Source organism: Pseudomonas ulcerans (assembly GCF_036324125.1).
GTDB lineage: Bacteria > Pseudomonadota > Gammaproteobacteria > Pseudomonadales > Pseudomonadaceae > Aquipseudomonas > Aquipseudomonas ulcerans.
This window is the reverse complement of record NZ_JAZDQN010000008.1, coordinates 26,275-44,054: the sequence shown is the minus strand read 5'-3', so window position 1 is coordinate 44,054 and position 17,780 is coordinate 26,275. Positions and strand designations below refer to the sequence as shown.

Here is a 17,780-nt window from a genome sequence, read left to right as displayed (position 1 = left end):
ACCCATAATGTCCAAGAAAATCTTCGTAACCGACACGATCCTGCGTGATGCCCACCAGTCCCTGCTGGCCACCCGCATGCGCACCGAAGACATGCTGCCGATCTGCGAAAAGCTCGACAAGGTCGGCTACTGGTCGCTGGAAGTCTGGGGCGGCGCGACCTTCGACGCCTGCGTGCGCTTCCTCAAGGAAGACCCGTGGGAGCGCCTGCGCAAGCTGCGCGCCGCACTGCCCAACACCCGCCTGCAGATGCTCCTGCGCGGCCAGAACCTGCTGGGCTACCGCCACTACAGCGACGACGTGGTCAAGGCCTTCGTCGCCAAGGCCGCCGTCAACGGCATCGACGTATTCCGCATCTTCGACGCCATGAACGACGTGCGTAACCTGCGCGTCGCCATCGAAGCGGTGAAGGCCGCCGGCAAGCATGCCCAGGGCACCATCGCCTACACCACCAGCCCGGTACACACCATCGATGCCTTCGTCGCCCAGGCCAAGCAGATGGAAGCCATGGGTTGCGACTCGGTGGCGATCAAGGACATGGCCGGCCTGCTGACCCCGTTCGCTACCGGCGAGCTGGTCAAGGCACTGAAGGCCGAGCAGTCGCTGCCGGTGTTCATCCACTCCCACGACACCGCCGGCCTGGCCGCCATGTGCCAGCTGAAAGCGGTCGAGAACGGTGCCGACCATATCGACACCGCCATCTCCAGCTTCGCCTGGGGCACCAGCCACCCGGGCACCGAGTCGATGGTCGCCGCGCTCAAGGGCAGCGAGTTCGACACCGGCCTGGACCTGGAACTGCTGCAGGAAATCGGCCTGTACTTCTACGCCGTGCGCAAGAAGTACCACCAGTTCGAAAGCGAGTTCACCTCGGTCGACACCCGTGTGCAGGTCAACCAGGTGCCGGGTGGCATGATTTCCAACCTGGCCAACCAGCTGAAAGAGCAGGGCGCGCTAAACCGCATGAACGAAGTGCTCGCGGAAATCCCGCGGGTCCGCGAAGACCTCGGCTTCCCGCCGCTGGTGACCCCGACCTCGCAGATCGTCGGTACCCAGGCGTTCTTCAACGTGCTGGCCGGCGAGCGCTACAAGACCATCACCAACGAAGTGAAGCTGTACCTGCAAGGCGGCTACGGCAAGGCCCCTGGTGTGGTCGACGAGAAACTGCGGCGCCAGGCCATCGGCAGCGAAGAGGTGATCGACGTGCGCCCGGCCGACCTGCTCAAGCCGGAAATGGCCAAGCTGCGCGCCGATATCGGCAGCCTCGCGCACTCCGAAGAAGACGTGCTGACTTTCGCCATGTTCCCCGATATCGGGCGCAAGTTCCTCGAAGAGCGTGAAGCCGGCACCCTGACCCCTGAAGTGCTGCTGCCGATTCCGGAAGCTGGCGCGGTGGCCTCGGCCAGCGGCGAAGGCGTACCGACCGAGTTCGTCATCGACGTCCACGGCGAGACCTACCGCGTCGACATCACTGGTGTCGGCGTCAAGGCCGAAGGCAAGCGTCACTTCTACCTGTCCATCGACGGCATGCCGGAAGAAGTGGTGTTCGAGCCGCTCAACGAGTTCGTTGGCGGTGGCGGCAGCAAGCGCAAGCAGGCCAGCGAGCCGGGCCATATCAGCACTTCCATGCCGGGCAACATCGTCGATGTGCTGGTCAAGGAAGGCGACACGGTCAAGGCCGGCCAGGCAGTGCTGATCACCGAAGCGATGAAGATGGAAACCGAAGTGCAATCGCCGATCGCCGGCAAGGTTGCCGCGATCCACATCGCCAAGGGCGACCGCGTGAACCCGGGCGAAATCCTCATCGAGATCGAGGGCTGAGAAAGCCCTCGGCGGTAAACGGTTAACCTCATTGGGGAGCGAATTGCTCCCCTTTTTTTTGCCTTGAAATCCTGCATATCCAAGCGAAATCGTTCTGACGCAGCTTCGGAGCGGCACGGACTCTGTGGGAGCGGGTTTACCCGCGATGGCGTCGGTGAGTTCAGCATCGTAATCGCGGGTGAACCCGCTCCCACAGGAGACGCAGTGATCTCAAATAGGATTACCGCTCGAAGCCCTTGCCGAAATGCCCCTCCAACCGCGCCTGCACCAACTCCAGCGCCACCGACAACAACCAGTAGATCAGCGCCGCCGTGGTCAGCATCTCCAGGTAGCGATAGCTCGAACGCCCATACGACTGCGCCAGGAACATCACTTCCCACACCCCCATCACCGAGATCAGTGACGAGTCCTTGAGCATCGAGATGAACTGGTTGGCGCCCGGCGGGATGATGGTGCGCATGGCCTGGGGCAGGGTGATGTGCCAGAAGATGGTCGCGGGCTTCATGCCCAGGGCCAGTGCCGCCTGGCGCTGGCCTTGGGCGACGCCGAGGATGCCGGCGCGGAAGATCTCGCTGAGGTAGGCGCCGTAGTTCAGCGACAGGGCGATGATCCCCGCGCTGATCGCTCCCGGCACCAGGCCGATCTGCGGCAGGCCGAGGTAGATCAGGAGGATCTGGATCAGCAGCGGCGTACCGCGGAAGAACGAGGTGTAGAAGCTGGCGACTCCCAGCAGCACCGCGCTTTGTGACAAGCGCGCCAGGGCTGCAGCGAAGCCCAGCGCCACCGAGCAGAACATCGAGCACAGGCAGAGGAACAGGGTCAGCGCCGCGCCCTGCAGGAAGCCGTTCGGGCCGAGTTTGAAGCCGGCCAGGTTGGGAAACTTCTCGATGATGATCGAAAACTTCAGATCAAAACTCAGGAAGAAGCCGACGAAGATCGCCAGCAGGACCAGCCAGGTCAGGTACAGCCGCGTCCGGAAGCCCGGTAGCGGCAGGCCCGCGCGCGTGGCGGCGGGCTTTGGCGAGGGTTCGTGAGCACTCATTTACTGATGTCGGCACCGATCCATTTGTTCGACAGCCTGGCCAGCGTGCCATCGGCTTTCAGCTGGGCGAAGACTTCGCGAACCTTGGCGTCCCACTCGGCATCGCCCTTTTCGATGGCGACCGAGTTCGGCTCTTCATACAGCGGCGCGCCGGCCAGTTTGAAGCGCTGGTCCTGGTTCAGGCGCGGCTTGGCGGTGACCAGGTTGGTGAGGATGGCATCCAGGCGCTTGCCGGCGCCCAGGCCGAGGTCCTGGAAGGCGACGTTGTCGGTGTCGTACGGGGCGATCTGCACGGCTTCGAACGGGTAGTCGATCTTCTGGTCCTCGGCACCTTCGATCACCAGGTTCTTGTTCAGGTAGCTCTCGTAGCTTGAAGCGCTGGTCAGGCCGACCTTGAGGCCGTTCAGGTCCTTGGCCGAGTGGATGCGCTCGTCCTTGGCATTGACCACGATCACCGCCGGCGAGGCGTAGTACTCCACCGGGAAATCGAAGACTTCGGCGCGGGCCTTGCTCGGGGTCATGGAGCAGATGCAGATGTCGTAGCGACCGCTCCAGCGGCCGGCGGCGATCACGTCCCAGGACGGGGTTTCCAGGCGCAGCTTGACGCCCAGCTTGTCGGCGACGGCCTTTGCCACGTCGACGTCGAAGCCATCCAGTTGGTTCTGCTCGTTGAGGAAGGAGAACGGTGGATAACTTTCCATCAGCACGTTGACCAGTTCCTTACGGGATTCCACGCGGTCCAGGGTGGCGCCGGCGAAGGCTTGGGTGGCAGCGGTCAAGGCCAGCAGGCCCGCGCCCAACAGGGAGGAAAGTTGCATGGGAATCACCGGAAAAAGTTGTAAGACAAAACGTGACAGGTATTAAATAGTTATAAGTAATAAGGCACTAATACGTTTTATTTATATTTATAGAAGCGAGTGTTATATGGGCGAAAAGTCGTTGGTCATTCTCGATGGCGGCATGGGTCGCGAACTGGCGCGCCGTGGTGCGCCGTTCCGTCAGCCGGAGTGGTCGGCGCTCGCGTTGAGCGAGGCGCCGGAAGCAGTGGTGGCGGTGCATCGGGCGTATATCGATGCGGGTGCCCAGGTGATCACCAGCAACAGCTACGCCGTGGTGCCCTTCCATATTGGCGAGGAGCGCTTCAAGGCTGAAGGCCGCGCCCTGGCCAGTACCGCCGGGCAACTGGCCCGCGCTGCAGCGGATGCCGGCCCGCAAAAGGTCCGGGTTGCCGGTTCGTTGCCGCCGTTGTTCGGTTCCTACCGTCCGGACCTGTACCAGCCAGAGCGCGTCGGTGAAGTGCTGACCCCGCTGGTGGAAGGCCTGTCCGAGCATGTCGATCTGTGGCTGGCGGAAACCCAGAGCGCCATTGCCGAGGTCCGGGCGATCCGTGCCGGCCTGCCGCAGGATGGCAAGCCGTTCTGGGTGTCGTTCACCCTGCAGGACGAGGATGTGGATAACGTGCCGCGCCTGCGTTCCGGCGAGCCGGTCAGTGAAGCGGCCGAAGCCGTGGCGGCGCTGGGCGTGCAGACCCTGCTGTTCAATTGCAGCCAGCCGGAAGTGATTGGCGATGCCATCGACGCAGCCCTGGCGACCTTCCAGCGCCTGGCTGTGGATATCTCCGTCGGTGCCTACGCCAACGCGTTCCCGCCGCAGCCGAAGGACGCCACGGCCAACGACGGTCTCGATGAACTGCGCGAAGACCTCGATCCGCCGGGCTACCTGCACTGGACACAGAACTGGCGCCAACGTGGCGCCAGTTTGCTGGGTGGTTGCTGCGGTATCGGTCCGGAGCATATCGAGTTGTTGGCCAAGCAACTGAAGTAAGTCTTCATTATTGGGGCCGCTTTGCGGCCCTTCGCGAGCAAGCTCGCTCCCACGTTGAGTCTGTGGGAGCGAGCTTGCTCGCGAAGGGCTGCAAAGCAGCCCCAAAGACTAGACCCGGCACTCCTCCAGCGTCCTGAGCTGACCCTCCGGCCGCTGGTTCTCCGCGCTCAACCAGCGCTCGAACCCGGCCGCGATCGCCGGCCATTCGTCATCGGTAATCGAGTACCAGGCCGTATCGCGGTTCTGGTCCTTGACCACCATATGCTTGCGGAACACGCCCTCGTAGGTGAAGCCGAAACGCTCCGCCGCCCGTTTGGAGCGCGCGTTGGCGTTGTTGCACTTCCACTCCAGGCGGCGATTGCCCAGCTCGAACGACAGCCTGCCCAGCAGATACACCGCCTCGGTGCCCTTGGGCGTGCGCTGCATGGCCGCGCCGAAGGCGATATGCCCGATCTCGATGCGGCCCTGGGCCGGGACGATGGACATCAGGCTGAGAATGCCCTGGACCTGCCCGCTGGCCAGGTCGACCACGCTGTAGAACAGCGGGTCGCGGCTGGCGGCATTGCCTTCCAGCCATTGATCGAAGGGCGCACGCTCGGTAAACGGGCCGTAAGGCAGGTAATCCCACAGCGCGGTGTCGGCGTCGCGGCCTTGCAGGACTTCCCAGAGATCGTCGCCATGCTGGCGCGGATCGAGTTTTTCCAGGCGGATGAAGCGGCCGGTCAGCGGCTCGGCCTGGGGCTCCCTGGCCGGATGCCAGTTCAGATTGCTGCTCATCGATGCACCTCGGCTTATGGAATCTGTTTGCGGAACTGGATGAAGCCAGGCCGCTCGGCGACCTGCTCATACAGGGAAATCGCGGTGGCGTTGGTTTCGTGGGTCAGCCAGTGGACCTTGACGCAGCCAGCCTCTGCAGCCGCGGCATAGACATGCTCGATCAGCTTGCGGCCGATGCCCAGGCCACGCTGCTGGCCGTCGACGTAAAGATCCTGCAGGTAGCAGGAGTTTTCCACAGACCAGTTGGAACGATGGTAGATCCAATGGACCATGCCCACCGCCTCGCCGTCGACCCAGGCCAGGGCCGCGTTGGTGGGCTCGGCCGGATCGAGGAAACGCTGCCAGGTGACGGCACTGACTTCATCGGCCAGCGAGGTTTCATAGAAGCGCAGGTACGCCTGCCACAGCGGGTACCAGGCATCGTGGCTGGCGGCGGTAACCGGGAGGATCTGTACGTTGGACATGTGACGCGTTCCTTCAGGGTTGCTGCATCAGCGCAGCGAGGTGGTTGTCCAGCGGGTCGGCGCTGGCGGCCAGGCCGCTGCGCACACCTTCGTGGTCGATGGTCGAGCGGTTCTGGCTCAGCTTGCGGCTGCATTGCAGGCGCTCGATGGGCACTGCGAAGCCGACGATGGCCTTGAGCATGCCCTCCAAATAGTCGGCCGGTGCATCGTCTACCGACCAGGGGCGGGCGCGGCCTTGTTCGTGGTGGTCGCTCAGGCGGCGGACGATGTCCAGCAGGCGATCCGGGCTGTGGATAACCTGCGGGGCGCCCCAGGCATGCACCGAAACGTAGTTCCAGGTCGGTACGGTGCGCGGGTCTTGTGCCTTGCTCGGATAGTAGCCAGGGCTCACGTAGGCGTCGGCGCCGGGAAACACCAGCAGGACCTCGGCGCCGCTTTCCAGGTCGCGCCACTGCTTGTTGCCACGGGCAAGATGACCGTAGAGCGTGCCCTTGGCACCGGCGGTCGGGTCCAGCAGCAGCGGCACATGGCTGGCTTGCAGGCCCTGCTCGCCATTGCTGACCAGCAGCGCCAGACGGGTATTGGCGATATGGTCGAGCTGGCGTTGCAGGTCGTCGTCTTTGAAAGCGCTGGGTGTGTACATGGAAAAAATCCCTTGGCGAGTGGGAGCAATCCTAGGCAGGCTATTGGTTCAGAGTAAGAGCCATTCCTTGTCAATTTCGTAGGTCCATTGATCATGGTCGAGCCGTCCGTTTCCCTGCCTTTCGATCCGTCCGGCATCGTCCTCGACCGCCGCCAGGGCCTGAGCCGCCAGCTGTACCAGGCGTTGCGCGTGCGGGTGCTGGACGGTCGCCTCGGCAGCGGCACGCGCCTGCCGGCGAGCCGGGACATGGCGGCGATCCTCGGCCTGTCGCGCAACAGCGTGGTACGTGCCTACGACCAGCTGTACGCCGAGGGCTTCATCGAAAGCCGGGTCGGTGACGGGACCTATGTCAGCCAGCTGCCAAAACTGTCCACAAAAGTATCCACAGGGTTATCCCGGGGTTTATCTACAGGGTTATCCACATTTTCGTCTGAAAATACTGGTGATTCGTCCAGTAAAGTTATCCACACAGCGCCGCTTTTTCGCTTGGAAACCCATCATTTGCCTACGCCAAGAAGTGGGCCGCCACGGGCGTTTCGCGTCGGCGTGCCGGCTTACGATCTGTTCCCTTTCGAGGTCTGGGCCAAGCTGCAGGCGGGTTTCTGGCGAAATCCCGGGATGGCGGCGTTGGGTTACGGCGATCCGGCCGGGGAACCGCTGCTGCGGGAACTCATTGCGGCCTATCTGCGTCGATCGCGCGGACTTTCCTGCACGCCTGAACAAATTGTGATCACCTCCGGCGCACAGCAGGCGATAAGCCTTTGTGCACAGCTGCTGCTGGAGCCGGGGGCGGCCGTGGCTGTGGAAAACCCAGGCTATCGGGCGGCCGCTTGCGCCTTCGCCTTGACCGGGGCGGCAGTGCACGGCGTGGCTGTGGATAACGATGGGCTGGATTGCGCCGCGCTGTCCCGCTTGAGCAATTGCCGCCTGGCCTATGTCACGCCATCCCACCAATACCCCACCGGGGTGGTGATGAGCCTGGCCCGTCGCCTGGAGCTGCTGGCCTGGGCCGAGCGCAACGACGGCTGGATCGTCGAGGATGACTACGACAGCGAGTACCGCTACAGCGGCGCGCCCCTGGCTCCGCTGGCGGCGTTGGACCGTGGTGGCCGGGTGTTGTATGTCGGCACCTTCAGCAAGGTGGCGTTTCCGGCCCTACGCTTGGGCTACCTGGTATTGCCACGGCAACTGGTGCAGCCGTTTTCGCGCTGCCGCGCGCTGATGGTGCGGCATTCGGAAGTGGGAACCCAGGCGGTGATGGCGCAGTTCATGGCTCAGGGGCACTTCCAGCGGCATATCCGCCGTATGCGCCGGGCAGCGCTGGTACGGCGCAACGCCTTGCTGGCCGGGTGGCCTGTGGATATTCCCGGGGTCGGGGGATTGCCGGAAATGGTCGCTGGCTTGCACGTCAAGGTGGATGTGGATAACTCCGCCCATGAGCGCTGGCTGGTGGAAAAGGCTTTGGAAGTGGGGGTGGAGCTGAACGGGCTGGGGGATTACTGGTTCTGCGAGCCGGATCGGGCTGTGGATAAGACGGCGGGACTGGTGCTGGGATTTGCGGCGGTGGGGGAGGCCGGGATTGCCGAGGCGCTGGGCAAGCTGAGGAAGGTGTGGAAGGGATGAAGATACCTGGTGTTCTTCAGGGCCCTATCGCTGGCAAGCCAGCTCCCACAGGGTCCGCGGCGCTGCCGAACTCTGTGGAGCTGGCTTTCTCAACCTAGGTTCCTGCCTTGATCTTGGTCCAGGCTCTGGTCCGCGCCCGCTCGCCGTCACGATTCAGCGGCTGCAAGGTATAGAGCTTGGTCATCGCCTCCGCCGTCGGGTACAGGTTCGGGTTGTTGCGGATCGCCGGGGCGACCAGGTCGGTGGCGTCCTTGTTCGGGTTCGGGTAGCCGACGAAGTCGCTGATCGGCGCAATCACCTTCGGTTGCAGCAGGTAGTTGATGAACGCATGGGCATCCTCCGGATTCGCCGCGCCCTTCGGAATCGCCAGCATGTCGAACCAGATCGGCGCGCCTTCCTTCGGCAGGCGCATGTCCACCACCACGCCGTTCTTCGCCTCGATGGCGCGGTTGGCGGCCTGCGAGAAGCTGCCGGAATAACCCACCGCCACGCAGATGTCGCCGTTGGCGATGTCGGCCATGTACTTCGACGAGTGGAAATAGGTGATGTACGGCCGGATCTTCAGCATCAGTTCCTCGGCCTTCTTGTAGTCGGCCGGCTTGTCGCTGTTAGGTGGCAGGCCCAGGTACTGCAAGGCCAGCGGCATGATTTCCGACGGTGAATCGAGCAGCGCCACGCCGCACTGCTTGAGCTTGGCGATGTTCTCTTCCTTGAAGATCAGGTCCCAGCTGTCCACCGGCGCGTTGTCGCCCAGGGCGGCCTTGACCTTGGCCGGGTTGAAGCCGATCAGCACGGTGCCGTACATGTACGGCACGGCGAACTTGTTGCCCGGGTCGTTGGCTTCGATCAGCTTCATCAGCGCCGGATCCAGGTGCTGCCAGTTGGGCAGCTTGCTGCGGTCCAGCGGCTGGAACACGCCGGCTTCGATCTGCTTGGCGAGGAACACGTTGGACGGCACCACCACGTCGTAGCCGGAGTTGCCGGTGAGCAGCTTGGCTTCCAGCGCCTCGTTGGTATCGAAGATGTCGTAGACCAGCTTGACCTGGCCGTCCTTCTGGAAGTCGGTCAGGGTTTGCGGGGTGATGTAGTCGAACCAGTTGTAGACCCGCAAGGTACGCTGCTCGGCGACGGCCTGGAGGCTGCCGGCGAGCAGGGTGGTACACAGCAGGGGGGCGAGCAGTCGCTTGAGTCGGGTCATGCGTGGGCTTCCTGTTGGGCGCGTTCGAAACCTTCGAGAACGTTCACGGCGTTGATGCCGATTTCTTCCACTGCGTAGCCACCCTCCATGACGAACAGGGTCGGCTTGCCCAGGCGCGCGATGCGTTCGCCCATGGCCAGGTAGTCGGGGCTGTCGAGCTTGAACTGGGAGATGGGGTCGTCCTTGAAGGTGTCGACGCCCAGGGAAATCACCAGCACGTCCGGTGCGTAGGCGTCGATGCGGGCGCAGGCCTGGTCGAGGGCAGCACTCCAGGCTGCCCAGTCGCTGCCGGCGGGCAGCGGGTAGTTGACGTTGTAGCCCTCGCCGTCGCCTTCGCCGTGTTCGTCGGCATAGCCGAGGAAGAACGGGAATTCCGCTTGCGGATCGCCGTGGATCGAGGCGAAGAACACGTCGTTACGCTGGTAGAAGATCTCCTGGGTGCCGTTGCCGTGGTGGTAGTCGACATCGAGGATCGCCACGCGCTTGTGGCCCTGGTCAAGGAAGGCCTGGGCGGCGATCGCGGCGTTGTTCAGGTAGCAGTAGCCACCCATCACGTCGCTGGCGGCGTGGTGTCCCGGCGGACGGCAGAGAGCGAAGGCGCTATGGGCACCGGCCTGGATCGCGGCCTGGGCAGTAAGGGCGACCTGCGCCGCGCTGTAGGCGGCCTGCCAGGTACCGGCGGTGATCGGTGCACCGGCGTCGAAGCTGTAGTAGCCCAGTTCGCCCAGCAGGCTGGTGGGCTTGACCCGGCGCAGGGTGCGGGCTGGCCAGGTGAACGGCAGCAGGTCGCCGTCGCGTTCCAGCTCGGCCCAGCGTGCCCAGGCACCCTCGAAGAAGGCCAGGTAGTCGGCGCTGTGCACCCGTTGCAGGGGCGCGCGGCCGAAGTCGGTGGGGCCGCTGATGGGGCCGATATTGCGCGCCTTGACCCGATCCAGGACGTGGTCGGCGCGCGAAGGCATCTCGAAGCAAGGCTTGAGCTGGCCGTCGATCAGCTCGCAGCGGCCGTGGTGCAGGCGGTGGTCATCGGAATAGATCGTCAGCATTGTTGTTCTCCAAATCACTGGCGTTTTTCCCGAATGGTGCGGGGCGACGCGGTGAAGCAGAACGGCGCAAACGGCCAAAAGGGGATCGAAATGGCCAAGGCCGGTGACCGGATTTGATTCGGTGTCTGTCAGGCCCTGAAATGGCTGGGAGCCACTCCGCTCCAACGCATGAACGCATGGCGGAAACTGGCCGTCTCGCTGAACCCCAGCACCTCGGCGATCCGGTAGATCGGCATCTGCCCCTCGGCCAGCAGTTGCTTGGCCCGCTCGAAGCGTAGTTCATCGAGCAATTGCTGGTAGCTACTGCCCATTTCAGCCAGATGGCGACGCAAGGTTCGCGATGAGCAGTTCATCTGCCGCGCCAGGCCTTCCAGCCCGGGCGGCGCGTCCAGTTGGTCGACGAGCAGTTGGCGGATCTTGCCGAGCCATGCCTGGCGCCCGGTGAATTCCAGGTTCAACTGTCGGCAACGCTCGCTCATCGCCCGGTGGGTCACCAGGTCTGCCAGCGGCAGGGGTTGGTCCAGCCAGGCCCGGTCGAAGGCGAAGGCGTTGTCGTCGGCGGCGAAGTGCAGCGGACAGGTGAAGGTTGTCACGTACTGGGCGTGATAGTCCGGCTGGGCATGGGCGAAGCGCGCACCGAGCAGCGGCAGCGGCTGCCCCAGCAGGTCGTCGCAGATGACCTTCAGCGACACCAGGCAGAACTCGGCATTGAATGCCGCCAGCTGTGGCTCCTCACGGTAGTCGCTGGCGCTGAACCAGATACGCTTGCCGTCCTCGATCAGGCGCAGGCGGAAAAGTGTTCCCAACAGCGCGGGGTAGTGCAGCGCCAGGCGCAAAGCGTCACCTAAGGTGGCACTGGAGAGCAGGGCATAGCCGAGCATGCCGTAGGACGAAACGTGCATGCGGCGTCCCAGTTCAAGGCCGATATCGCGCCGCCGGGCGACCGCGTTGGCGCAGACCTGCATTTCCTGGCGGGTGGTGATACGCGGGTCGGCGCGCCCCAGGTCGGCTGCGCTGATGCCGCTGCCGTGCAGCAGGGCATCGTCGGCCAGCCCCTGGTCCTGGAAGGTCTGCAGGACCAGGGAAACCGCGTTCAGGGTGGTCAGGTGGGAGTGCAGCATGCTCGATACCGGGCTGATGGACTGTTCGGGGAGCGAGCAAATTGCATGCCTTCAGCGCAATTCGCCGGCCAGGTCCTGTTCCACCAAGCGACGCACATCCTCCACCGGCAGGCCGCTGCCGAGCAGCAGTTGCAGCTTGCCGAACGCCGCTTCGCGGGTCATGCCGCCGCCGGAGAGTACGCCGGCCTGGCGCAGGCGGCTGCCGGCCTCGTAGATGTCCAGCTCGACGCCGCCTTCATGGCACTGGGTGATCGCGACCACCACCAGGTCGCGTGAGTGCGCCTGCTCCAGGGCGGCAAGGAAGTCCGCATCGTCACTTGGGCCGGTGCCGCTGCCGAAGCACTCCAGGATCAGGCCCTGCGCGCCGCTGTGGATAACTGCCCGCAGCAGATCCGCAGAAATGCCGGGGACCAAGGGCAGCACGACGATATCCACAGGCTGGCGTGGCTGACGATAGTCCAGTGTTGTCGGCAGCGCGATGGTTTCATCCGCCGTCGCGTTGCGGTCGAGGGCAACAAAGGGCTGCCGTCCATAGCTGCGCACCTTGGCGGTGCGGTGTGGCGGTAGCAGGTGACCATGGAAGAACAGCTGCACCCCGGCCGGCTGGCCAGCCGTCAGGGCTTCCAGGGCACCGGTGAGGTTTTCCCAGGCATCGCTGTCATCCACGCCCGCCGGCAGCATCGAACCGGTGAACAGCACCGGCACGTCCAGGCCGAGCAACTGGAAGGTCATGGCTGCCGCGCTGTAGGCCAGGGTGTCGGTGCCATGCAGCACCAGCACGGCATCGCAGCCGGCGTCCACCGCCTCGATGATCGCCGTGCGCAGGCGCAGCCAGTACTGCGGCGTCATGTTGGCGCTGTCGATCAGCGGTGCCATTTCGCGGAAGCGCCACGGAGCCAGGTCGGTCCTTGTGGATAACCCGTCGCGCATGCGCTGCTCGAAACCGGAAGCGGGGGTCAGGCCGTTGGCACTGGCTTGCATGCCGATGGTGCCGCCGGTGTACAGCACCATGATGCTGTGGGCGGGGCGGGGGGACGCCGAAATCATGCGCCATTCTCCATGGTCGGTCTTGTTCGTAGCCGGGCACAGTACGACATCCGGAGAAAGGCTGTAAGACGAATCGCGTGGCAGGGTATTTCGCAGGCATAAAAAAAGGACCCAGGGGTGTAAGCCATGGGCCCTTGAAAGGTGAGAGGTGTCTAGTCCCTCGACCTGGTGAGACGGTTGTCGCGGGTGGTTACGCCTTCAGCGGAACCAGACGCGGAGCGATCATGTTTTCTGGACGCAGGATGTCGTTGAGCATCGCTTCGTCCAGCAGCTGTTCTTCGCGCACCAGTTCCAGTACGCCGCGGCCGGTTTCCAGGGCAACGCGGGCGATACGGGTGGCGTTTTCGTAGCCGATGTACGGGTTCAGGGCGGTGACCAGGCCGATCGAGTGCTCTACCAGTTCACGGCAGCGCTGTTCGTTGGCGGTGATGCCGACGATGCAGTGCTCGCGCAGCATGTCCATGGCGCGTTGCAGCAGGCGGATGGAGTCGAAGATCTTGTAGGCGATCAGCGGTTCCATGACGTTCAGCTGCAGCTGGCCACCTTCGGCCGCGACGGTCAGGGCCAGGTCGTTGCCCATGATGGCGAAGGCCACCTGGTTGACGGCCTCAGGAATAACCGGGTTAACCTTGCCTGGCATGATCGAGCTGCCTGGCTGGCGCGCCGGCAGGTTGATCTCGTTGATGCCGGTGCGCGGGCCGCTGGACAGCAGGCGCAGGTCGTTGCAGATCTTCGACAGCTTGACCGCGGTACGCTTGAGCATGCCGGAGAACAGCACGAAGGCGCCCATGTCCGAGGTAGCTTCGATCAGGTCGGCAGCCGGTACCAGTGGCTGGCCGCTGATGGTGGCCAGGCGCTGTACGGCCAGGGCCTGGTAGCCCGGGTCGGCGTTGATGCCGGTACCGATGGCGGTACCGCCCAGGTTAACTTCGGTCAGTACTTCCGGAGCCAGGGTACGCAGGCGGTTCAGGTCTTCGGTCAGGGTGGTGGCGAAGGCGCGGAATTCCTGGCCCAGGGTCATCGGTACCGCGTCCTGCAGCTGGGTACGACCCATCTTCAGTACGTGGCTGAATTCTTCACCCTTGGCAGCGAAGGCCTGGATCAGGCTGTCGAGGCTGGCCAGCAGTGCGTCGTGACCCAGCAGCAGACCCAGGCGGATCGCGGTCGGGTAGGCGTCGTTGGTCGACTGCGCCATGTTCACGTCGTTGTTCGGGTGCAGGTATTTGTACTCGCCTTTCTGGTGGCCCATGGCCTCCAGCGCGATGTTGGCGATGACTTCGTTGGCGTTCATGTTGGTAGAAGTACCAGCACCGCCCTGGATCATGTCGACCACGAACTGCTCGTGGAAATCACCGCGGATCAGGCGGGCGCAGGCCTCGCTGATGGCGGCGTGCTTGGCATCGCTCAGGTGACCCAGCTCACGGTTGGCGTCGGCAGCGGCCTGCTTGACCATGGCCAGGGCCACGACCAGCTTCGGGTAGTGCGACAGCGGAACACCGGAGAGGTGGAAGTTGTTGGCAGCGCGCAGGGTCTGGATGCCGTAGTAGGCATCTGCAGGGACTTCCAGGGTACCAAGCAGGTCTTTTTCAACGCGGAACGATGCAGCAGCGGACATGATGAGTATCATCTCGAAATAACCCGGCATGTGCCGGAATGGCGCTAATCGTAGGGGCGCAGGCCATTTTGCTGCCAATGCTGTTGCACGCTAACCTATGCACAAACGGCATAACGCCTCATGTGACGTTCTTCCTCGTTCGAGCGTGTGCCATTTTGGTGCATGTTTTTGGAGCAGTGACCGATGAACCTTGAAAGCAAATGGCTGGAAGATTTCAGCGCCCTGGCCGCGACGCGCAGTTTTTCCCAGGCCGCCGAGCGCCGCTTCGTCACCCAGCCTGCGTTCAGCCGGCGTATCCGCAGCCTTGAGGCGGCGCTGGGGCTGACCTTGGTCAACCGCTCGCGAACGCCGGTCGAACTGACCGCAGCCGGCCAGCTGTTTCTCGTCACTGCCCGTACCGTTGTCGACCAGTTGAGCGAAGTTCTTCGCCATTTGCACCACCTTGAAGGCGGTCAGGGCGAGGTGATTCAGGTTGCTGCGGCGCACTCCCTGGCCCTGGGTTTCTTCCCGCGCTGGATCGCCCAGTTGCGCAATGACGGCCTCAATATCGCTACGCGCTTGGTGGCAACCAACGTCGGCGATGCCGTGCATGCCCTGCGCGAAGGCGGATGCGACCTGATGCTGGCGTTCTACGACCCGGACGCCGCCCTGCAGATGGACGCGGAAATCTTCCCCTCGCTGCACCTGGGACACACGGAGATGCTGCCAGTCTGCGCCGCCGGTGCGGATGGCCAGCCGCTGTTCGATCTGGAGGGAGAAGGCAGTGTGCCGCTGCTGGCCTACAGCGCCGGTGCTTTCCTCGGTCGTTCGGTGAACCTGCTGCTGCGCCAGCGCAACCTGCGTTTCACCACGGTCTACGAGACCGCCATGGCCGACAGCCTGAAAAGCATGGCCCTGGAAGGCCTGGGCATCGCCTGGGTGCCACGTCTGTCGGCGCGGGCCGAGCTGGAGCGAGGCGAACTGGTGATCTGTGGCGGTCCCCAGTGGCACGTGCCGCTGGAGATCCGTCTGTATCGCTGTGCCCTGGTGCGCAAGGCCAATGTGCGCCTGCTCTGGCGCAAGCTCGAATCGGGTCGGCAGGAGCCTGGCATGGTCAGTGCCGCAGGCGTTTGAGGTAGGTGGCGATGTTCTCCCGGTTCTTCTCCGAATAGCGGTAGCAATTGGAGCGGATGCTGAGCCGGGTCGGAAACATGTAGGTCTCGCAGAACCAGCCATTGAACAGCACTTCGGACGCTTCGTGCGTGGCGCTTAGGGTATGGCCCAGTTCGTGGCCGGCGGTGGCGTAGGAATGAATCGAGGCGATGGCGGCGGTGCCGGTCTGGTGGGCCAGGCCCAGGGTGGTGCCTTCCTTGTCCAGCGGGCTGCGGGTCAACAACAGGTAGCGGATCATCCCGCCCGGCTGGTTCTGCTGTCGGTGCCAGGCTGCAGTGGCGTCGGACCAGGCGGAGAGGGCATTCAGCCCATCCATCTCGCTGTAGGAAAGGTCGGTCAGGCCTGGGGTCTGGCGGCGGAAATGAATCTCGATGGGGACGTCCTGGATCTCGCGCATCTCCACCAGCCAGTTGGCGAAGTAGTCCTGGTGCAGTTGCTCGTCGGAAATGTCCGCCAACTCATCGTGGACAAAGGCCCAGATGGTCAGGGAGCGGTGATCGGCGCCGGCGAAAGTGGCGTGGAACATGGCGGCGAGGGCCAGTGGCAGGGTGGTGCGGAGGTGTTTGCGCATGATGTCATCCTTGACGTTCGGCTTCGGATGGCTGCGACAGTAGTCCCCAAGCCGCACGCCGGAGCATCTGGAAGCCTGTCAGCGGGGTAGTTTTCGAGCTTACCAACGGGGCTGGGCGCCCCGGCCCCGACTGCGCTATAATCCCGCGCCTTCGGCCGACCCGGTCGATTCAGAATCCGTATGACGAGCCACGCCGGTCTTCCTGCGTGGCTCGTTGCTTTTGGCGCGTCACAAGACGCTTGCAGGAGAGGCTCGACGATGAGTGCACTGGTTGGCGTGATCATGGGCTCCAAGTCCGATTGGTCCACCCTTAGCCACACCGCCGATATGCTGGAAAAACTCGGCATTCCCTACGAAGTGAAGGTGGTTTCCGCCCACCGCACCCCGGATCTGCTGTTCCAGTACGCCGAAGAGGCGGAAGGCCGCGGTATCGAGGTGATCATCGCCGGAGCCGGGGGCGCTGCCCACCTGCCGGGCATGTGCGCCGCCAAGACCCACCTGCCGGTGCTGGGCGTGCCGGTGCAGTCGTCGATGCTGTCCGGCGTCGACTCGCTGCTGTCCATCGTGCAGATGCCCGCCGGTATCCCGGTGGCGACCCTGGCCATCGGCAAGGCCGGTGCGATCAACGCCGCGCTGCTTTCGGCGAGCATCCTCGGCGCCAAGCACCCGCAGTTCCACACTGTGCTGAAGCAGTTCCGCGCAGAACAGACAGACAGCGTTCTGGACAATCCAGACCCGCGTCAGGCCTGAGGTCACACGCATGAAGATCGGTGTAATCGGTGGCGGCCAGCTCGGTCGCATGCTGGCCCTGGCGGGCACCCCGCTGGGCATGAACTTCGCCTTCCTCGACCCGGCCCCGGACGCCTGCGCCGCCCCGTTGGGCGAGCACCTGCGCGCCGACTACGGCGACCAGGACCACCTGCGCCAGCTGGCCGACGAAGTTGACCTGGTGACCTTCGAGTTCGAAAGCGTGCCGGCCGAGACCGTGGCTTTCCTGTCGCAGTTCGTGCCGGTCTACCCGAGCGCCGAAGCGCTGCGCATCGCCCGCGATCGCTGGTTCGAGAAGAGCATGTTCAAGGACCTGGGCATCCCGACCCCGGCCTTCGCCGACATCCAGTCGCAAGCCGACCTGGACGCCGCCGTGGCCAGCATCGGCCTGCCGGCCGTGCTCAAGACCCGCACCCTGGGTTACGACGGCAAGGGCCAGAAGGTCCTGCGCAGCGCCGCCGACGTGGTCGACACCTTCGCCGAACTGGGCAGTGTGCCGTGCCTGCTGGAAGGCTTCGTGCCGTTCAGCGGTGAAGTCTCGCTGGTCGCCGTGCGTGCCCGCGACGGTGAAACCCGCTTCTACCCGCTGGTGCACAACACCCACGAGAGCGGCATCCTGCGCCTGTCGGTCGCCAGCAGCGAGCATCCGCTGCAGGCCCTGGCCGAGGACTACGCCGGTCGCGTCCTGGAGAAGCTGGACTACGTTGGCGTGCTGGCCTTCGAATTCTTCGAAGTCGATGGTGGCCTGAAAGCCAACGAGATCGCCCCGCGGGTCCACAACTCCGGGCACTGGACCATCGAAGGCGCCGAGTGCAGCCAGTTCGAGAACCACTTGCGGGCCGTGGCCGGCCTGCCGCTGGGCTCGACGGCCAAGGTCGGCGAAAGCGCCATGCTCAACTTCATCGGCGCAGTCCCGCCTGTGGATAAAGTGGTCGCCATCGACGATTGCCACCTGCACCACTACGGCAAGGCCTTCAAGGTCGGACGCAAGGTCGGTCACGCCACCCTGCGCTGCAGCGACCTGGCCACGCTGGAGCAGAAGATCCAGCAGGTCGAAGCCCTCATCGCGGGTTGAG

General features: G+C 64.1%; 17 protein-coding genes. 6 read left to right on the top strand and 11 right to left on the bottom strand.

The genetic code is table 11. The features are described from left to right. Window positions 1-7: 7 nt before the first annotated feature. Window positions 8-1,816 (top strand): sodium-extruding oxaloacetate decarboxylase subunit alpha, encoded by a 1,809-nt coding sequence (gene oadA, locus V0R59_RS09655; protein ID WP_330072855.1) that lies wholly within the window; start codon window positions 8-10, stop codon window positions 1,814-1,816. 220 nt (window positions 1,817-2,036) lie between these two features. On the opposite strand, the gene V0R59_RS09650 is transcribed toward oadA, so the two are convergent. Then, entirely contained in the window at window positions 2,037-2,858 is an 822-nt protein-coding gene (locus V0R59_RS09650) for an amino acid ABC transporter permease (protein ID WP_330072854.1), read from the bottom strand. Continuing rightward, complete coding sequence (locus V0R59_RS09645) at window positions 2,855-3,676, bottom strand: ABC transporter substrate-binding protein (RefSeq protein WP_330072853.1); 822 nt, start codon at window positions 3,674-3,676, stop codon at window positions 2,855-2,857. The genes V0R59_RS09650 and V0R59_RS09645 overlap by 4 nt, the downstream gene beginning before the upstream one ends. A 106-nt stretch (window positions 3,677-3,782) precedes the next feature. Here V0R59_RS09645 and V0R59_RS09640 point away from each other — a divergent pair, with 106 nt between their 5' ends. Beyond that, window positions 3,783-4,682 (top strand): homocysteine S-methyltransferase family protein, encoded by a 900-nt coding sequence (locus V0R59_RS09640; RefSeq protein WP_330072852.1) that lies wholly within the window; start codon window positions 3,783-3,785, stop codon window positions 4,680-4,682. Between the two features lie 108 nt (window positions 4,683-4,790). On the opposite strand, the gene V0R59_RS09635 is transcribed toward V0R59_RS09640, so the two are convergent. From V0R59_RS09635 to V0R59_RS09625, 3 genes are read right to left on the bottom strand one after another with little or no spacing between them, the layout of a single operon-like run. Beyond that, the gene (locus tag V0R59_RS09635; protein ID WP_330072851.1) at window positions 4,791-5,459 is read right to left on the bottom strand and encodes a GNAT family N-acetyltransferase; all 669 of its coding nucleotides are present in this window, start codon (window positions 5,457-5,459) and stop codon (window positions 4,791-4,793) included. Between the two features lie 14 nt (window positions 5,460-5,473). Beyond that, the gene (locus tag V0R59_RS09630; protein WP_330072850.1) at window positions 5,474-5,923 is read right to left on the bottom strand and encodes a GNAT family N-acetyltransferase; all 450 of its coding nucleotides are present in this window, start codon (window positions 5,921-5,923) and stop codon (window positions 5,474-5,476) included. A 13-nt stretch (window positions 5,924-5,936) separates the two neighbouring features. Then, window positions 5,937-6,566: an FMN-binding negative transcriptional regulator gene (locus V0R59_RS09625; protein WP_330072849.1), complete on the bottom strand. Its 630-nt coding sequence runs from the start codon at window positions 6,564-6,566 to the stop codon at window positions 5,937-5,939. Between the two features lie 93 nt (window positions 6,567-6,659). Between V0R59_RS09625 and pdxR the strand changes: the two genes are divergently transcribed. Continuing rightward, complete coding sequence (pdxR, locus tag V0R59_RS09620) at window positions 6,660-8,189, top strand: MocR-like pyridoxine biosynthesis transcription factor PdxR (RefSeq protein WP_330072848.1); 1,530 nt, start codon at window positions 6,660-6,662, stop codon at window positions 8,187-8,189. A gap of 94 nt (window positions 8,190-8,283) precedes the next feature. Here pdxR and V0R59_RS09615 read toward each other — a convergent pair whose 3' ends face one another. The 5 genes from V0R59_RS09615 to aspA all read right to left on the bottom strand — a co-directional run bounded on the left by V0R59_RS09615 (window position 8,284) and on the right by aspA (window position 14,213). Further along, window positions 8,284-9,387, bottom strand: coding sequence for a polyamine ABC transporter substrate-binding protein (locus V0R59_RS09615; protein WP_330072847.1), 1,104 nt, complete (start codon window positions 9,385-9,387; stop codon window positions 8,284-8,286). Then, the gene (locus V0R59_RS09610; RefSeq protein WP_330072846.1) at window positions 9,384-10,430 is read right to left on the bottom strand and encodes a histone deacetylase family protein; all 1,047 of its coding nucleotides are present in this window, start codon (window positions 10,428-10,430) and stop codon (window positions 9,384-9,386) included. Before V0R59_RS09610 ends, V0R59_RS09615 begins: the two co-directional genes overlap by 4 nt. A gap of 128 nt (window positions 10,431-10,558) precedes the next feature. Continuing rightward, the gene (locus V0R59_RS09605) at window positions 10,559-11,551 is read right to left on the bottom strand and encodes an AraC family transcriptional regulator (RefSeq protein ID WP_330072845.1); all 993 of its coding nucleotides are present in this window, start codon (window positions 11,549-11,551) and stop codon (window positions 10,559-10,561) included. A 51-nt stretch (window positions 11,552-11,602) separates the two neighbouring features. Then, window positions 11,603-12,598, bottom strand: a complete 996-nt coding sequence (locus V0R59_RS09600; protein ID WP_330072844.1) for an asparaginase — start codon at window positions 12,596-12,598, stop codon at window positions 11,603-11,605. A 190-nt stretch (window positions 12,599-12,788) separates the two neighbouring features. After that, a complete protein-coding gene (gene aspA / locus V0R59_RS09595; protein ID WP_330072843.1) occupies window positions 12,789-14,213 on the bottom strand; it encodes an aspartate ammonia-lyase in 1,425 nt (474 codons plus the stop codon). Between the two features lie 183 nt (window positions 14,214-14,396). Here aspA and V0R59_RS09590 point away from each other — a divergent pair, with 183 nt between their 5' ends. Next, window positions 14,397-15,326: a LysR substrate-binding domain-containing protein gene (locus V0R59_RS09590; protein ID WP_330072842.1), complete on the top strand. Its 930-nt coding sequence runs from the start codon at window positions 14,397-14,399 to the stop codon at window positions 15,324-15,326. Here the strand turns inward: V0R59_RS09590 and V0R59_RS09585 are convergent. Next, window positions 15,307-15,936, bottom strand: a complete 630-nt coding sequence (locus V0R59_RS09585) for a hypothetical protein (RefSeq protein ID WP_330072841.1) — start codon at window positions 15,934-15,936, stop codon at window positions 15,307-15,309. The two genes, V0R59_RS09590 and V0R59_RS09585, sit on opposite strands and share 20 nt — an antisense overlap. Before the next feature lie 258 nt (window positions 15,937-16,194). Here V0R59_RS09585 and purE point away from each other — a divergent pair, with 258 nt between their 5' ends. Both purE and V0R59_RS09575 read left to right on the top strand, forming a co-directional pair. Beyond that, window positions 16,195-16,686 carry a 5-(carboxyamino)imidazole ribonucleotide mutase gene (gene purE / locus V0R59_RS09580; protein WP_009402441.1) on the top strand — a complete coding sequence of 164 codons (492 nt, stop codon included), beginning with the start codon at window positions 16,195-16,197 and terminating at the stop codon, window positions 16,684-16,686. A 10-nt stretch (window positions 16,687-16,696) separates the two neighbouring features. Next, window positions 16,697-17,779, top strand: coding sequence for a 5-(carboxyamino)imidazole ribonucleotide synthase (locus V0R59_RS09575; protein WP_330072840.1), 1,083 nt, complete (start codon window positions 16,697-16,699; stop codon window positions 17,777-17,779). The last annotated feature ends 1 nt before the right edge of the window (window position 17,780 follow it).

Bases quoted from the DNA above. Each gene is read 5' to 3' on its own strand.
- oadA (WP_330072855.1), top strand. From the start codon at position 8: ATGTCCAAGAAAATCTTCGTAACCGACACGATCCTGCGTGATGCCCAC.
- V0R59_RS09650 (WP_330072854.1), bottom strand. From the start codon at position 2,858: ATGAGTGCTCACGAACCCTCGCCAAAGCCCGCCGCCACGCGCGCGGGC.
- V0R59_RS09645 (WP_330072853.1), bottom strand. From the start codon at position 3,676: ATGCAACTTTCCTCCCTGTTGGGCGCGGGCCTGCTGGCCTTGACCGCT.
- V0R59_RS09640 (WP_330072852.1), top strand. From the start codon at position 3,783: ATGGGCGAAAAGTCGTTGGTCATTCTCGATGGCGGCATGGGTCGCGAA.
- V0R59_RS09635 (WP_330072851.1), bottom strand. From the start codon at position 5,459: ATGAGCAGCAATCTGAACTGGCATCCGGCCAGGGAGCCCCAGGCCGAG.
- V0R59_RS09630 (WP_330072850.1), bottom strand. From the start codon at position 5,923: ATGTCCAACGTACAGATCCTCCCGGTTACCGCCGCCAGCCACGATGCC.
- V0R59_RS09625 (WP_330072849.1), bottom strand. From the start codon at position 6,566: ATGTACACACCCAGCGCTTTCAAAGACGACGACCTGCAACGCCAGCTC.
- pdxR (WP_330072848.1), top strand. From the start codon at position 6,660: ATGGTCGAGCCGTCCGTTTCCCTGCCTTTCGATCCGTCCGGCATCGTC.
- V0R59_RS09615 (WP_330072847.1), bottom strand. From the start codon at position 9,387: ATGACCCGACTCAAGCGACTGCTCGCCCCCCTGCTGTGTACCACCCTG.
- V0R59_RS09610 (WP_330072846.1), bottom strand. From the start codon at position 10,430: ATGCTGACGATCTATTCCGATGACCACCGCCTGCACCACGGCCGCTGC.
- V0R59_RS09605 (WP_330072845.1), bottom strand. From the start codon at position 11,551: ATGCTGCACTCCCACCTGACCACCCTGAACGCGGTTTCCCTGGTCCTG.
- V0R59_RS09600 (WP_330072844.1), bottom strand. From the start codon at position 12,598: ATGATTTCGGCGTCCCCCCGCCCCGCCCACAGCATCATGGTGCTGTAC.
- aspA (WP_330072843.1), bottom strand. From the start codon at position 14,213: ATGTCCGCTGCTGCATCGTTCCGCGTTGAAAAAGACCTGCTTGGTACC.
- V0R59_RS09590 (WP_330072842.1), top strand. From the start codon at position 14,397: ATGAACCTTGAAAGCAAATGGCTGGAAGATTTCAGCGCCCTGGCCGCG.
- V0R59_RS09585 (WP_330072841.1), bottom strand. From the start codon at position 15,936: ATGCGCAAACACCTCCGCACCACCCTGCCACTGGCCCTCGCCGCCATG.
- purE (WP_009402441.1), top strand. From the start codon at position 16,195: ATGAGTGCACTGGTTGGCGTGATCATGGGCTCCAAGTCCGATTGGTCC.
- V0R59_RS09575 (WP_330072840.1), top strand. From the start codon at position 16,697: ATGAAGATCGGTGTAATCGGTGGCGGCCAGCTCGGTCGCATGCTGGCC.